We start from the raw sequence: 14098 nt of genomic DNA, 5'->3' as shown, positions 1-14098 counted from the left end.
CTTCTCGTCCGCCTGCCAGCAGATCCACCGACCGCATGCCCCACGGCGGACGACTCGCAGAAACGACGCCCCTTCCCGGAGCGAGATCAAGAACGGTCGGCGGAAGCGGTCCGGATCACGGGATTCACTGTCACAACTCGTTCTCACTCAAAAGTGGGACCAGGCATGTTCTGGGAAATGCTGAACAGCACCCGGGTCCGGGTCCCCCCGCAGTTCGAGGCCAGGACATCCAGCCCGGCCCGCTCATCCCCACCGGCTGCCGTAAAGGACAGAGCCCCGGCCTCTCCAGCATCTACCGGGCTCCGGCCGAGCACGAGAAGACCCAGGCGCACCCGGAGGCCGTCGAAACGGCGCACGCCGACTTCGCCGCCCTCCAGCAGCGCGGTGGAGCAGCCGGTGCCGGTGCCGATGCCGAGGAGCTCCAGCACGCGCGCCACCAGTGACGGCAGGGTGGCCGAGGATGTGGGCCGGCCCGCCTGCGGCGTGGTGGCGGCGCCCGGTCCGCCGATCCGGGTCACCAGGGTCTTGTCGGCGTACGCCAGGTGCAGCCAGCCCTCCTCGCCGAGGTCGCTGCGGGAGACCGGCTCCCACAGCAGGTCGCGGTTCTGCCGGTAGAGGTGGCTGCCGAGGAACACCTCGCGGGGCACGGCTGTCGGCGGGCGCCACTGCTGGCTCGTACCGGTGACCTGCCGCCTTCGTCGCCCCCTTTCCCCTCCCGCGCCAAGCCGCAGATTCCCGGCGATCGCCGGAGCCGCTCCTTGCCATCCACCCCATCGCGCAATAGGCTTACGATCGTAAGCCAAACGATCGTAATTCAATGACGCAAGGAGTCCGTGATGGCGACACATCGGCCGGTAGCACTCGTGACGGGGGCGTCATCGGGGATCGGTAACACCACCGCTCGCGCCCTCGTCGCAGCCGGGTTCGAGGTGATCGGAACCGGACGGAACACCTCGGGCCTCACCCCGCCCGCCGACGTGACCTTCCTCGACCTCGACGTGACCAGTGACGAATCCGTCACCGCCGCCGTCCAGAAAGTGATCGAACGGTTCGGACGGATCGACGTCCTCGTCAACAACGCCGGTCTGGGCTCGGCCGGCGCCGCCGAGGAGAACTCCGTCGCCCAGGCCCAGAGCCTCTTCAACCTCAACTTCTTCGGTCTCGTCCGCATGACGAAGGCCGTCCTGCCGCACATGCGCACCCAGGGCCGTGGACGCATCGTCAACCTCTCGTCCGTCCTCGGCGTCATCCCGCAGCCCTACATGGCCCTCTACGTCGCCGCGAAGCACGCCGTCGAGGGCTACTCCGAGTCCCTGGACCACGAGGTCCGCGAGCACGGCGTCCGCGTCCTGCTCGTCGAGCCCGGCTACACCCGGACCGCCTTCGATGCCAATGCCGCGCAGCCCGACACCCCGCTGCCGCTGTATGCGGAGCGGCGGCGTGTCTTCGACGAAGTGCTCGCTGCGGCGATGAAGACCGGCGACGACCCCGCCGTCGTCGCCAAGGAGATCGTCACGGCAGCCACCGCCCCGAAGCCGAAGCTGCGCTACACCGCCGGACCGCTCGCCTCACGCATCACCACCGCGCGACGCCTCGTCCCCGCCGGGATCTTCGACAAGCAGATCCGCAAATTCAACCGGCTGCCCGGCTGACGTCGCCCCCGGCCCATCGCCCCGCAGTGCGCGCGAGAGGCGCGCGCGCTCAGCTCGGACCTGACAAGGAGCATCACCATCATGGGAATCAGCACGGAAGCACAGCAGTTCGCGCAGTTCCTCGAAAGCGTGCGCGCGAAGGCGTCGACACCGGGCCTCGATCTGGCCGTCGTCCGCGCCATCGTCGACACACACGCTTCGGCCTCGACCGAGCCGGAAGGCGTCACCTACGCCGACGTGGACGCGGGCGGCGTCCCCGCCCTGTGGGCCATCCCTGAGGGCGCCGACCCCGACAAGGCGCTGCTCCACTTCCATTTCGGCGGATCGGTCGCCGCCTCGATCGCATCGGACCGCAAGGCAGCCGGCCACATCGCCAAGGCGGCCGGAGCCCGCTCACTCGTCGTGGGCTTCCGTCTGGCGCCCGAACACCCCCACCCGGCGCAGATCGACGACGCCGAGACCGCCTACCGCTGGCTGCTCGCGCAGGGCTACGAGCCGCGGAACATCGGCAGCACCGGCCACTCCATCGGAGGCACCCTCGCGGTCGCGCTGCCGCTGCGCCTGCTCGCCAAGGGCGAGGCAGCCCCTGGGGCGATCATCAGCATCTCGCCGTGGACCGACCTCACCATCAGCAACCCGAAGGTGGACGAGAACGAGGAACTCGACAAGATGCTCAGCCGGGACATCCTCCAGCAGTTCCGAGCGGCTTGGCTGCAGGACCCCGGCGTGGACTTCGCCGCCCCCGACATCAGCATCGTGAACGCCGACCTGACCGGCCTGCCGCCCACGGCCCTCCACTACGGCGAGTACGAGGCGCTCGCCGGCGAGGGCGCCGACTTCGGCCGTCGACTCGCCGACTTCAAGATCCTCTCCGAGGTCCGCCCGCTGCCCGGGGGCCAGCACTCGTTCATCCTGGGCGCGGGGCGCGTGCCCGAGGTGGACCGGGCGATCGAGCAGATGGGGCAGTGGCTTCGACGGCACCTCGGCAGCTGATGTGGAAGCTGCCCGGACATGCGCATCGTCCGCAGAGAAAGCAACCGAGAAGATCACGCAAAAGGGGTGGCTGACATGAAGGCATTCGTCGTCGAGAAGTACGGCAAGGACGGCCTGCGCGCCGCAGACGTTCCCGAGCCTGCGGTCGGGGACGGCGACGTCCTGGTCCGAGTGAGCGCCACCAGCATCAACCCGCTGGACAAAATGGTCCGCAACGGGGAGTTCAAACGACTCCTGAAGTACAGGCTTCCGTTCGTGCTCGGCCACGACGTCGCCGGCATCGTGACGCAGGTCGGGTCGGCCGTGCGCGACTTGGCAGTCGGCGACGAGGTCTACGCACGCCCCCGCGACCTGCGGATCGGAGGCTTCGCCGAGTTCATCGCGATCGACCAGGACGACGTCTCGCCCAAGCCGGAGTCACTCACCCTCCCCGAGGCGGCCGCGGTGCCGCTGGTGGCCTTGGCCGCCTGGCAGATCCTCGTCGACCGCGCCCACGTGATGCCGGGTCAGAAGGTGCTCATCCACGCCGGTGCAGGTGGCCTCGGATCGACGGTCATCCAGCTCGCCAAGCACCTCGGTGCCACGGTGGCGACGACCACGAACTCCCGCACCGAGAAGCTGGTCAGGAGCCTCGGCGCCGACATCGTCGTCGACTACACCAAGGAGGACTTCTCGCAGGTGCTGTCCGGCTACGACCTGGTGCTGGACTCCCTTGGCGGGACGAACCTCGAGAAGTCGCTGACTGTGCTGAAGCCGGGCGGCCTGGCCATCGGTGTCGTCGGCCCGCCGGACGTCGGGTTCGCCAGGCAACTCGACGCCCCGTCGTTCATGGGCGTGGTCATGAACGCGCTCAGCCGCAAGGTGCGCAAGCAGGCCAAGGCCCTGGGGGTGCGCTATCAGTTCTTCTTCATGCAGGCCAGCGGCGCCCAGCTCCGTGAACTCGGCGCCCTGTACGACAACGGACGGCTCCGCCCGGTCATCGACCGAACTTTCCCCTTCGACCGGACGCTTGAGGCGATGGCGTACGTTGCGCAGGGGCGTACCACGGCCGGAAAGGTCGTGATCTCGATGGCGCCCGACAGCGACTGAATCGGGCTGGCCGCAGAGAAGGCATGGCGGTGCTTCAAGCCGCCGTCCGCACACCATTGGAGTACGTTCGCAATCCAATATGATGGCGAAGCCGGCGGAGGGCAGGTGACCCTTCCGGCGCACAAAGGAGCGAGCGCGTGGCGCGTTACGAGAAAGACCACAAGCAGGCGACGAGGCAGCGGATCATAGAGACCGCCGGCCGCCGGTTCAAGCAGGACGGTATCGACGGCTCGGGCATCTCGACGCTGATGGCGGACGCCGGACTGACCAACGGCGCCTTCTACGCCCACTTCGCATCCAAGGACGACCTCGTGACCACCGCGGTCGCGGACCAGTTGCGCGCGCAGTACGCGAACGTCATCGAGCAGGCGGCCCCCGGGATCGCCGGACTCGAGCAGATAGTGCGGTGGTATCTGTCGCCCCAGCACCGCGACAGTCCCGACGAGGGCTGCCCCTCCGCCGCTCTCCTCGATGAGATCGGGCGCTGCACGGACGAGACCAAGCAGGCGTACACCGACGGCGTACTCGCCGTCATCGACGGTATCGGCGCCCGCCTGGCGCCTGCCGATCCGCGCTCGGTGCACATGAAGGCCCTCAGCGTCTACGCCATGATGGTCGGGACGCTGCAGCTCTCCCGCGCCCTGGCCGACCGGCGGCTCTCCGACGAACTCCTCGAAGAGGGCATCCGTAACGCCCTCACTCTGCTCTGCGCGCAGGAGCCCCGCTGACACGCCGCAGCACCACGCGGCAGCCCCGCCCGAGCCGCTCCACACCACGCCCCCGGCCGAGCGTCCCCGCCGCCACGGTTGGCCACACCGAGCTCCACCAACGTCACTCTCGGCCACTTGCCGCTTCGGCGTAGCTCCGGGAGCGCAGGGCCGTCTCCCAGCCTGCCGGCGGCGCCCAGGAGGTTGAGGCCGAAGCGGCCGATGCGGCGGACAAGCGCAAGGAGTTGGGAGCGATTGTCCAGCGGCATCGCCACCATCGGGGGTGTCTGGGAGTAGGAGGCGGAGGCGCTGACCATGGTGCTGTGAGGGCGATCGCCATCCATGGTGGTAACCACGGTTGACCGGGGGCGACGGCGGCCATGGCGTCGCGGAACGCTTGAGGGGGCGCGGAGTTGGACGGGTGCGGGGTGGTGGTCATGACCGGGCTGGCTTCGTGAGGCGTGGGTCGAGGCCGTACTGCTCGTGGGCGCCGAGGTTCTCGCGCAGGGTGGGGCCTTCGTAGTCGTCGTGGAACAAGCCGCGTTCCCGCAGGATCGGGACGACCTGGTCGACGAAGGCGTCGAAGCCGTCGTGGTAGCTGTCGATGGCGATCGAGAAGCCGTCGCAGGCCCCTGCCTCGAACCACTGCTGCATGTGGTCGGCCACGTCGGCGGCGGTGCCGGCGACCACCGGGTGGTAGTCGATGACGCCGTGGGCGAGCACGTCGCGCAGGGTCCAGCCTTCCCGGGCCACTTCGAGGGCGCGGGCGGAGCGCGGGTCGTGCGGACTGGGCATGGCGTCGGCGAGCTGGTCCGCGGTCAGCGGCTCGTCGAGCCGGCCGGGGCCGAGCGGGAGGCCGATCATGGCGCCGAGGTAGCGGACGCGTTGGTCCAGGTCGACGACCTCGTCCAGGAAGTGGCGCCGCTCCAGGGCGGCCTGGCGGGAGGGGGCGATGGTCGGCATGAAGCCGGCGAGCATCTTCACCTCGTCCGGGTCGCGTCCGGCGCGCTTGGCGGCGTCCCGCAGGGTCTGGCGCTGGGCCCGGGCGTCCTCGATGGTGTACGGGTTGGCGTAGACGCCGCTGGCGTACCGGCCCGCGATTTCCAGGCCGTAACTGCCGCCACCCGCCTGGAAGATGACCGGCTGGCCCTGCTCGGACGGCGGAATGGGCAGCGGGCCGCGGGAGGCGACATGCTTGCCCTGGAGGTTGACCGGCTGGATCTTCTCCATGTCGGCGAACCGCTTGCCCTCGACGTCGAGCAGCCAGGCATCCTTCTCCCAGCTGCCCCACAGTGCCTGGACGATCTGGATGACCTCGTGGGCACGCTCGTACTTCTCCGCGCGCGGCGGGATCGTCGCGCCGAAGTTCGCCGCGGCGGCGGGGTCGGAGGTGGTCACCGCGTTCCAGCCGGCCCGGCCGCGGCTGATCACGTCCAGGGCCTTGAACTGGCGGGCGAGGTTGTAGGGCTCGGTGAACGTGGTGGAGGCGGTGGTGACCAGGCCGATCCGCTCGGTCTCGCGCGCGAGGACGGTCAGGATCAGCAGCGGGTCGATCATGTGGTGCGGGGCGTGGTGGTCGAGGTCGACGTCCAGGACCGGGGTGTCCGCGATGAACAGCAGCTGGACCTTTCCCCGCTCGGCGGCCTGCGCGTAACGCACGAACTGGTCCATGTCCGTGTAGCTGTTCAGGTTCGCACCCGGCAGCCGCCAGGCCCCGGGCGCGGCCCCGTAACCGCCGCTGAACTGCATGCCCAGGATCATCTGTCGGCTTGTCATGGTTGCTCCTCCAGACGAGGCGATGAAAACGGAGGGCTCCTCCGGTTGCCTTCCCGACGAGAATACGGAGGCATCCTCCGAATTGTCAAAAGCCTTGCGGCGCCGGGCCCGGGCCGGCCGAGTGGTGGCCCGGACCCACGCGCCGGACGGTTCCTGCGGGCGGACGTGCTACTGCCTGTCGAGGACGCCAGGGGTGTCATGCAGGACCACGCTCCGCTGGAGCGGGATCCGCTCCCTGCCGACCGCGTTCACCGGTGCCGCCGGGTCGGCCGTGCCGAAGGAGATGCCGAACAGCAGCTTGAGCTCCTCGGGAACGCCCAGGAACTCGCGGACGGTGTCGGCGTAGACGCCGAGTACGGTCTGCGGGATGCCGGCCAGCCCCCGGGCCGCCAGCGAGAGCAGGAAGTTCTGCGCGTACATGCCGATGTCGCCGGCCGTCCGCACCCCGTCGCCGAGTGCCGGCATGAACAGGAAGGCGGCATGGGGCGCGCCGTAGAACTCCAGGTTCTCGCGGACCGCCGCCCGCCTGCCCTCCCGGTCCGAGCGCGCTATGCCCCGGGCTCCGTAATTGGCTGCGGCCAGGGCCTGCGCCCGCTCAAGGTAGATGCCCTCACCGTAGCCATCGGTGAAGTCCGGGGAGGTCCGTCCCTCCTCCTCGGCCCGGAGCAGCTCTTTGCCCAGGGCCTCCCGCGCCGCACCCGAGACGACGTGCACCGCCCACGGCTGGGTGTTGCTGTTCGAGGGGGCCGTCTGTGCGTCTTCCAGCACACCGCGGATGTCCGAAGGGGACAGGGCGGCGGGCAGGAACCGCCGGGGGGAGCGTCGGGAGCGTGCGATGTCGGTGAAGGGTGATGCGGTGCCGGGCAAGGCGGTTCCTCTCTATGGCGCGCAGTCACCGCCACGGCGCAGTACGGCAGGCCACACCAGGAGGCGGCCGGCGTAAGGGCCGGGTGCGGACGCACCCCTACGGGTACCGGCAGGCTTGCGGATGCTCGTGGGCAGCGGCGTGCCGGGGCCGCAGGCTGCAGCGTGGGGGGCTGTGCGCTCTTCGTGTTCGTCGTGTGTGTGCGTGGCGTGCCGACGCTGTCGCCCTGGTGCCGTTGTGTGCGCGAGAGCCGCGTCGGTGGCTCAGCGGTGGGCGGCGCGGTTCATTTCGACGATGTCCTCCAGGGTGGCCGTGGCCGGGAGGGTGGCGAAGCGTTCCGGCACGCTGTCGCGGATGGCCGCGTCCTTGACGCGGTCGGCCGCGGCCAGGGCCGCCGGGAGCTCCTCCAGGGTCAGCTCGGTGCAGTAGGCGGGGCTGTTGGGCTGCTGGCGCCAGGAGTCGGCCAGCGTGCCGGCGTCGTAGGGGTCGAAGCCGGTGTCGTCCACGAGCTGCATGGCCACACGCCGCGCCTCCTCGAAGTCGCCGGCGACGGGGATGGCGAGGCGGCCGGGTGTTCCGGCCGGAACGCCCCGGGTCCGCTGGGTTTCGGCCAGGGCGGCGTTCCACGCCTTGACCACGGGGCGCCCCAGCTGTTCGGCGTTCCACACGCTGTCGACCTCGCCGTTGTCCACGGCCTCGATCTGCCCGCTGAGGTGCGGATAGTAGTTCGAGGTGTCGATGACCACCGTCTCGGCGGGGACCGGGGCGAACAGGCCGGCCAGCTTCCCCGCCACCCCGAAGGGGACGGCCAGGACGATGACGTCCCGGCCCTGGACGGCGTCGGCGAGGTCCCTCGCACGGGCCCCGGACTCCAGCACCTGTGCCCGGACGGTCTCGGGGCCGCGGGCGTCGGCCACCTGGACGTCGTGACCGGCCGTGCTGAGCTTGGCAGCGAGGTTCCCGCCGATGGCACCGGCGCCTATGACAGTAATTTTCATGATTTATCCCTTGGGAGGTTGTGCTGCCCCTGAGGGCAGCGCGATGTGATGGCCGCGTCGTGGTGCCGCCCGGCGTTGCGGGGTGCCGCCTGGCGTTGCGGGGTGGAGCGGGGTGGTGCCGGCGTTCTACGCCTGGACGTCCCGCTCGCGGTAGCCGCTCGCGATGAGCGTGCGGAGCCGGTCGAGCGGCTCCTCCTCCATGCCGGTGCCCTTGATCCAGGCAACGGAACAGGCCGCGAGGAACAGGTCGTGCCCCCGCACCGACGCGCGCACACGCCCCGCGAGCTGCGCCGCTTCCACGTACTGATCGGTGGCGGAGATGAGGATGTCGCAGGGAATCGTGAGCGGGTTGTCCGGCTCCTGCGCCCTGGCCGCGGCCATCAGCGGGTCCGGCAGCCCGCTGAAGGCGCTGAAGTACTCCTCCATCGCCCGCAGCCACTGCTCCAGCGCATCGACCGGGTCGCCGAGCTGATCGATGTCCGCCTGGCGGGCCACCAGCTCCTCGGAACGCGTCTGCAGCACAGCCGCCAGCAGCGCCTCCCGCGTGGGGAAGTGCCGGTACAGGGTGCCCGGCCCGACGCCCGCCTCCTTGGCCACCGCCTCAAGCGAGGTGCCGACCCCGTGCCGCAGGAAGTGACGCTGCGCGGTCTCCAGGAGGGCAGCGCGATTGCGCTGGACGTCCGCGCGGGGCTTGCGCCCCCGCTGCTCACCAGCGCCCATGATGCCCTCCTGCCTGCCTGCCGTGATCCTGCGGTCGCAGCAAAACGGATGCTGCCTCCGTACGCATTCGAGAGTAAAGCGGAGGCGGCGTCCGGTCAAACCGGCGACCCGCCGGCGACCCTGACCGGGTTCGGCACACAGGTCCCCACACCCCGGCCGAAGGGCACCAGGACGTCAGGGGGTGAGCTGCTGGTGCCCTATGACGGAGAGCAGTTCGAGCTTGCTGTGGCTCTCCGTGCCGGGGCGCGTGGTCAGCACCACCAGAGCCTGGGCACGGTTCTCGGTGAACAGGACCTGGCCGTCGACATCGATGCGGCCGAGTTCGGGATGGAGGATGGTCTTGCAGTCGTCGTAGCGTTGGGCGACCTCCTGAAGTTCCCACATGCGGACGAACTCGGGGCTGTGTTCCTGGAGTTCGGCGAGGATCCGGGCGGCTCGGGGGGTGTCGCTGCCCGCTGCCAGCGCGGCCCGCAGGCGCGCTGCCTGGGCACGGCCGTGGCGTTCGTGGGTCTCCTCGGGGTACAGCAGACGCTCGGCCGGGTCCATGAACCAGCGGTAGTAGCCACTGCGGGCCAGACCGGTGTGGCGGGTCTGGTCGCCGAGCAGTGCGACAGCCAACGGGTTCATCGCGAGGGTGTCGACCAGGTCGGTGTGCACCAGGGCCGGGGTGTCGTTCAGTCGGTCCAGGACCCGCATCAGCGTCGGGCTGACATGCTCGGAGCGCTGGAAGCGGGCCGGGGCGTTGTGGCCGATGAGGACGAAGAGATGGTCGCGTTCGTCCAGGGTCAGCCGCAGCGCCCGGGCGAGAGCCGCGGTGATCTGGACGGAGGGCTGCGGAGCACGCTGCTGTTCCAGCCGGGCGTAGTAGTCGGTGGACATGCCGACGAGCTGCGCGACCTCCTCGCGGCGCAGCCCCTGCGTACGCCTGCGCGGCCCCTCGGTCAGCCCGACGTCGCGCGGGCGCAACATCTCACGCCGGCGGCGCAGGAATTCCGCCAGTTCTTTCTTGTCCATGTCTCCATACTCGCCCCGTCCCGCCCGACTATCCAGAGACCACCGGTCCATGGATGAGCCGTCCTCTCCCACCCGCGCGAAGCCGCTCGTTCGACCGACGCCGAGGGCGCTCGCAGCGAGACGACCCGATGCCCACTTGACCTGCATGACCCGCTGGGACATTCGCCGACCGTCGGCGGTGCGCCGCAGGCCGTCGGCGTGGAAGGCGGCCTGCGGCGACGGTCCCCCCGTCGACGACGCCCGCCGCTTCGGACCGGCCTCGGGCCTCGTCGCCCGGACCGTCCGATACGACTGTGTTCGTCGGTGACGGGCGACCTCGTACCCGTCGGTACTCAGGACGGAGCTGGTCGCTTCCAGCCCGGCGACCGGGGCGAAGGCGAAGACGCTTCCTTACCGTTCCGCGTCTTCGGCGAGGACCTCCCCGCAGCGGTCCGGCTCGCGTTCATCCCTGATGTGACCCCGCAGGGACCGCCCACGTGCTGATCCGACAGTGTCCTCGTCGTCCTCGTCGGCTTCGGTCGTGTGTTTCGCTTCCGTCGTTACGGGTCGGTCAGCTTCCGCTGATCATGGCGAGGACGTTGTCGTAGGAGCCGTTGGCCTCCGCGTCGCGGATGATCCTGGCGCGCTCGACGACAAGTTCCTTCGCGTCGGGCTTCTGGCGCAGCAGGTCGAGGGTCTCGGTGAGGAAGTCGTCCAACGGCATGGCGTGGTCGTCGTCCTGCTGGCCCAGCAGGCCCGTACGCACGCCCGGCGGGACCATCTCGATCACCTGGACGCCGGCGTCATCACCGGCGAGTTGGATGCGCAGGCTCTCGGAGAAGGAGTGCAGCGCGGCCTTGGTCGCGCTGTAGGTCGGGGTGATCGGGAACGGTACGAACGCCAGCGCGGAGGTGACGTTCATGACGACCGCATCCTCCTTGCCCACCAGCAGCGGCAGGAAGGCGTACGTCATCCGGATCGTGCCGAGCAGGTTGGTCATGATCTGATCCTCGGCGACCTGGAGTCCGGCCGGGTCGAGGACGTTCTCCCGCAGCATGATGCCGGCATTGTTGACCAGCACGTTCAGCCCCGGGTGGCTCGCCGCCACGGTCTCACGGGCCCGGGCAATCGAGTCGGGGTCCGCGACATCGAGGACGAGCGCGTCGATGCCCGGATGCTTGGCAGTGATCTCGTCGAGGAGTTCCTCGCGCCGGCCGGCGACGACCACCTTGTTGCCGGCCTCGTGCAGGCGCAGGGCCAGGCCGAGCCCGATCCCCGAGGTTCCGCCGGTGATCAGGATCGTGTTGCCGGTCATCTTCATGGGGGGTTCGCTCCTTGGTTGCGGCGGGCCGATGAGCGCCCGCAGCCTCGACCGTAGGGGCGCCCGCGCGGGGGCGGGAGAGGAAGGTTTATCCATGGATCGGCGGTCTCTGCCTGGTGAAGTGGTCCCACCCGGCGGATCCGGTGTCGCTGTTCGGCGTCGCGGCATCGGGTCGAGCTGAGGCGGTGGTGGGCAAAGGAGCCGTCGAGGGGTGACCGCACTCGACGGGCACGGCTACGTGTCGGCGCCGACCTTGGCGGTGTCCAACTCGCCCTGCGGCGGCGTGGTGGTGCGGGAGTGCAGGACCTTGCGGGCCTGTTCGGTGTCGAAGTCGTTCTCCCACTTGCCGATCACGATCGTGGCGACGGCGTTGCCGAGGACGTTGATGAAGACGCGGCCCTCGTTGAGGATGCGGTCGATGCCGACGATCAGGGAGAGGGCGGCGAGCGGGATGTGGCCGACCGCGGTGACGGTGCTGGCGAGGACGATGAACGCGCCGCCCGCGATCCCGGCGGTGCCCTTGCTGGTGAGCATCATGACGCCGACCATGATCAGCTGCTGCTGCCAGGACAGATCGATGCCCATGGCCTGGGCCAGGAAGAGGGAGGCCATCGTGAGGTAGACCGCGGAGCCGTCCAGGTTGAAGGAGAACCCGGAGGGGATGACGATGCCGACCACGGGCCGGCCGACGCCGAGGATCTCCAGTTTGCGTACCAACTGGGGCAGAACGGCCTCGCTGGAACAGGTGCTGAGGGCGACGAGCAGTTCGGCCTTGAGGAAGCGCATGAGGCCGAACAGGCTCAGGCGGCAGGCCCGCATGATGGCGCCGAGGACGACCAGGACGTAGATGACGCAGGTCGCGGTGAACAGGATGATGAGGTAGCCGAGCTGTTTGAGGCTCTCGGCGCCGTAGGTGGCGACCACGGTGGCCAGGGCGCCGAAGGTGCCCAGGGGCGCGAGCCGCATCACCCAGCCCACGATGCGGAAGACGACGTCCGACAGCGCCTTGATGCCGCGGGTCAGCGGTGCCCCTTCCTCGCCGGCCATGTTCAGGGCCACACCGAAGACGATCGAGACCATCAGCGCGGCCAGGATCGCGTCCCCGGTGATCGCGCCCAGCAGGGAGGCGGGGATGAGGGAGGAGACGAAGCCGGTGAAGGTGGCGTGCTCGGTGGCGGTCCTGGGCACGTCGTCGGCGTTCAGCGACGAGGGGTCGACGTGCAGGCCGGAGCCGGGCTGGAAGATGTTGGCGACGACCAGCCCGATCAGCATGGACACCAGGGACAGCACCAGGAAGTAGCCGATCGCCTTCACACCGATCCGGCCCGCCTTGCGCAGGTTGTCCATGGAGGCGATGCCGGTGGTGACCACGCAGAAGATGACCGGGATCACGATCATCTTGACCAGCGCGATGAACCAGTCGTTGAGCGGCTTCAGGTCCTCACCCAGCCCGGGCGCGAGGATGCCGACGGCGATGCCGAGGACGGCGGCCAGTACGACCTGGAACCACAGCTCACGTATGAGACGGCTCAGCCGTGACCGCTGCGGGCGGTCGGCGGTGGTGGTGCTTGTCATCGTTGGTGCTCCCTTGCACGACGATCGTGTGTAGCCCTGTCCCGTGGGGGTGCGGGGGACGCGACGCGGCTCGCGCGCCCCCGATCTCGTGTGCGGCGCCCGTATCCGACGGCGCGGCCGACGGCGCCCGCCCGGTGGCGGGCGCGTCTGCGGCGGGGTGGCGGTCAGCCGTGCAGGGCGCGCAGCACCTTGTAGAAGGCGGCCTTGCTCTCGAAGCCGATGCCGGGGGTGTCGGTCAGGCCGACGCGGCTCTTCTCGACGACGGCGTCGTCGGCGAAGCCGCCGGTGGGCTGGAACTCGCCGGGGTAGGACTCGTTGCCGCCGAGCTTGAGGGCGGCGGCGATGTGGAGGGAGAACTGGTGCCCGCCGTGCGGGATGCAGCGCCGGGAGGACCAGCCGTGCTGACGGAGCATGTCCTGGATGCGCAGGTACTCCACCAGACCGTAGGAGAGCGCGGGGTCGACCTGGACGGTGTCGCGGTCGGGGCGCAGGCCGCCGTAGCGGATCAGGTTGCGGGCGTCCTGGAGGGAGAAGAGGTTCTCGCCCGTGGCGATGGGGCCGCGGTAGTGCTCGGCGACGGTGGCGTTGAGGTGGTAGTCGAGCGGGTCGCCGATCTCCTCGTACCAGAACAGCCCGTACGGCTCGATGGCCCGCCCGTACTCCAGGGCGGTGGTGAGGTCGAAGCGGCCGTTGACGTCGACGGCCAGCCGGGAGCCGTCGCCGTCCAGGACGTCGATGACGGCCTCGATACGGCGCAGGTCCTCCGCCAGGTCGGCGCCGCCGATCTTCATCTTGACGACGTCGTAGCCCAGGTCGAGAAAGCCGCGCATCTCGTCCTGAAGGTCGGTAAGGGTCTTGCCCGGGGCGTAGTAGCCGCCCGCGGCGTAGACGAAGACGGAGTCGTCGGGCTGTCCGTCGCCGTAGCGCTCGGACAGGTACCGGTACAGCGGCTTGCCCTCGATCTTGGAGGCCAGGTCGAACAGGGCCATGTCCACCACACCGACCGCGACCGAGCGCTCGCCGTGCCCGCCGGGCTTCTCGTTACGCATCATCACGTCCCACGCCTTGGCGTGGTCCAGGCCGCCCTGCTCGTCGAGCAGGCTGCCGGGTTCGGCGTCCATCAGCCGCGGCAGGACGCGGCGGCGCAGGATCTCGCCCGCGCTGTAGCGGCCGTTGGAGTTGAAGCCGTAACCCACCACCGGCTTCCCGTCGCGGATGACATCGCTGACGATCGCGACGATCGAGCAGTCCATCGCGCTGAAGTCGATCCACGCGTTGCGGATCGAGGAGCTGATCGGAACGACGCCCTCGTAGACGTTGGTGATCTTCACTGCGAAGCCTTCCTCATATCTTATAAGATGCAACGCCTGTTAGAGTGAGCTGGCCCGCTGCGCGATGTCAAGGGGTGG

Annotated in this window: 13 protein-coding genes and 1 pseudogene; 4 read left to right on the top strand and 10 right to left on the bottom strand. The window is 69.5% G+C overall.

The window, feature by feature from the left end:
- Window positions 1-143: 143 nt before the first annotated feature.
- On the bottom strand, window positions 144-647 hold the full coding sequence (locus ACIBJC_RS37235) for a hypothetical protein (RefSeq protein WP_399300736.1): 504 nt from the start codon (window positions 645-647) through the stop codon (window positions 144-146).
- 189 nt (window positions 648-836) lie between these two features.
- Here ACIBJC_RS37235 and ACIBJC_RS37230 point away from each other — a divergent pair, with 189 nt between their 5' ends.
- The 4 genes from ACIBJC_RS37230 (at window position 837) to ACIBJC_RS37215 (ending at window position 4462) form a co-directional block, all read left to right on the top strand.
- On the top strand, window positions 837-1652 hold the full coding sequence (locus ACIBJC_RS37230) for an oxidoreductase (protein ID WP_399300733.1): 816 nt from the start codon (window positions 837-839) through the stop codon (window positions 1650-1652).
- Between the two features lie 81 nt (window positions 1653-1733).
- Window positions 1734-2645, top strand: coding sequence for an alpha/beta hydrolase fold domain-containing protein (locus ACIBJC_RS37225; protein WP_399300731.1), 912 nt, complete (start codon window positions 1734-1736; stop codon window positions 2643-2645).
- A gap of 75 nt (window positions 2646-2720) precedes the next feature.
- On the top strand, window positions 2721-3734 hold the full coding sequence (locus tag ACIBJC_RS37220) for an NADP-dependent oxidoreductase (RefSeq protein ID WP_399300877.1): 1014 nt from the start codon (window positions 2721-2723) through the stop codon (window positions 3732-3734).
- Window positions 3735-3871: 137 nt separating this feature from the next.
- Window positions 3872-4462: a TetR/AcrR family transcriptional regulator gene (locus ACIBJC_RS37215; RefSeq protein WP_399300728.1), complete on the top strand. Its 591-nt coding sequence runs from the start codon at window positions 3872-3874 to the stop codon at window positions 4460-4462.
- Between the two features lie 230 nt (window positions 4463-4692).
- On the opposite strand, the pseudogene ACIBJC_RS37210 reads toward ACIBJC_RS37215, so the two are convergent.
- From ACIBJC_RS37210 to ACIBJC_RS37170, 9 genes and pseudogenes are all read right to left on the bottom strand, one after another.
- Window positions 4693-4758 (bottom strand): annotated as a pseudogene (locus ACIBJC_RS37210) (hypothetical protein); the annotation flags it as partial.
- Between the two features lie 118 nt (window positions 4759-4876).
- Entirely contained in the window at window positions 4877-6217 is a 1341-nt protein-coding gene (locus ACIBJC_RS37205; protein WP_399300725.1) for an NtaA/DmoA family FMN-dependent monooxygenase, read from the bottom strand.
- A gap of 168 nt (window positions 6218-6385) precedes the next feature.
- Entirely contained in the window at window positions 6386-7084 is a 699-nt protein-coding gene (locus ACIBJC_RS37200; RefSeq protein WP_399300722.1) for a nitroreductase, read from the bottom strand.
- A gap of 261 nt (window positions 7085-7345) precedes the next feature.
- Window positions 7346-8080 carry an NADPH-dependent F420 reductase gene (locus ACIBJC_RS37195; RefSeq protein ID WP_399300719.1) on the bottom strand — a complete coding sequence of 245 codons (735 nt, stop codon included), beginning with the start codon at window positions 8078-8080 and terminating at the stop codon, window positions 7346-7348.
- A 126-nt stretch (window positions 8081-8206) separates the two neighbouring features.
- The gene (locus ACIBJC_RS37190; protein ID WP_399300716.1) at window positions 8207-8800 is read right to left on the bottom strand and encodes a TetR/AcrR family transcriptional regulator; all 594 of its coding nucleotides are present in this window, start codon (window positions 8798-8800) and stop codon (window positions 8207-8209) included.
- A 174-nt stretch (window positions 8801-8974) separates the two neighbouring features.
- On the bottom strand, window positions 8975-9814 hold the full coding sequence (locus ACIBJC_RS37185) for a helix-turn-helix transcriptional regulator (protein WP_399300713.1): 840 nt from the start codon (window positions 9812-9814) through the stop codon (window positions 8975-8977).
- Between the two features lie 550 nt (window positions 9815-10364).
- Window positions 10365-11114, bottom strand: coding sequence for an SDR family oxidoreductase (locus ACIBJC_RS37180; protein ID WP_399300710.1), 750 nt, complete (start codon window positions 11112-11114; stop codon window positions 10365-10367).
- Between the two features lie 234 nt (window positions 11115-11348).
- Window positions 11349-12689, bottom strand: a complete 1341-nt coding sequence (locus ACIBJC_RS37175; RefSeq protein ID WP_399300706.1) for a cation:dicarboxylate symporter family transporter — start codon at window positions 12687-12689, stop codon at window positions 11349-11351.
- A gap of 164 nt (window positions 12690-12853) precedes the next feature.
- Window positions 12854-14020 carry a mandelate racemase/muconate lactonizing enzyme family protein gene (locus tag ACIBJC_RS37170; RefSeq protein WP_399300704.1) on the bottom strand — a complete coding sequence of 389 codons (1167 nt, stop codon included), beginning with the start codon at window positions 14018-14020 and terminating at the stop codon, window positions 12854-12856.
- Window positions 14021-14098 lie beyond the last annotated feature (78 nt).

Source organism: Streptomyces sp. NPDC050509 (assembly GCF_044457965.1).
GTDB lineage: Bacteria > Actinomycetota > Actinomycetes > Streptomycetales > Streptomycetaceae > Streptomyces.
Note: the sequence above shows the minus strand (reverse complement) of the source record. Positions and strands in the feature narration are given on the sequence as shown.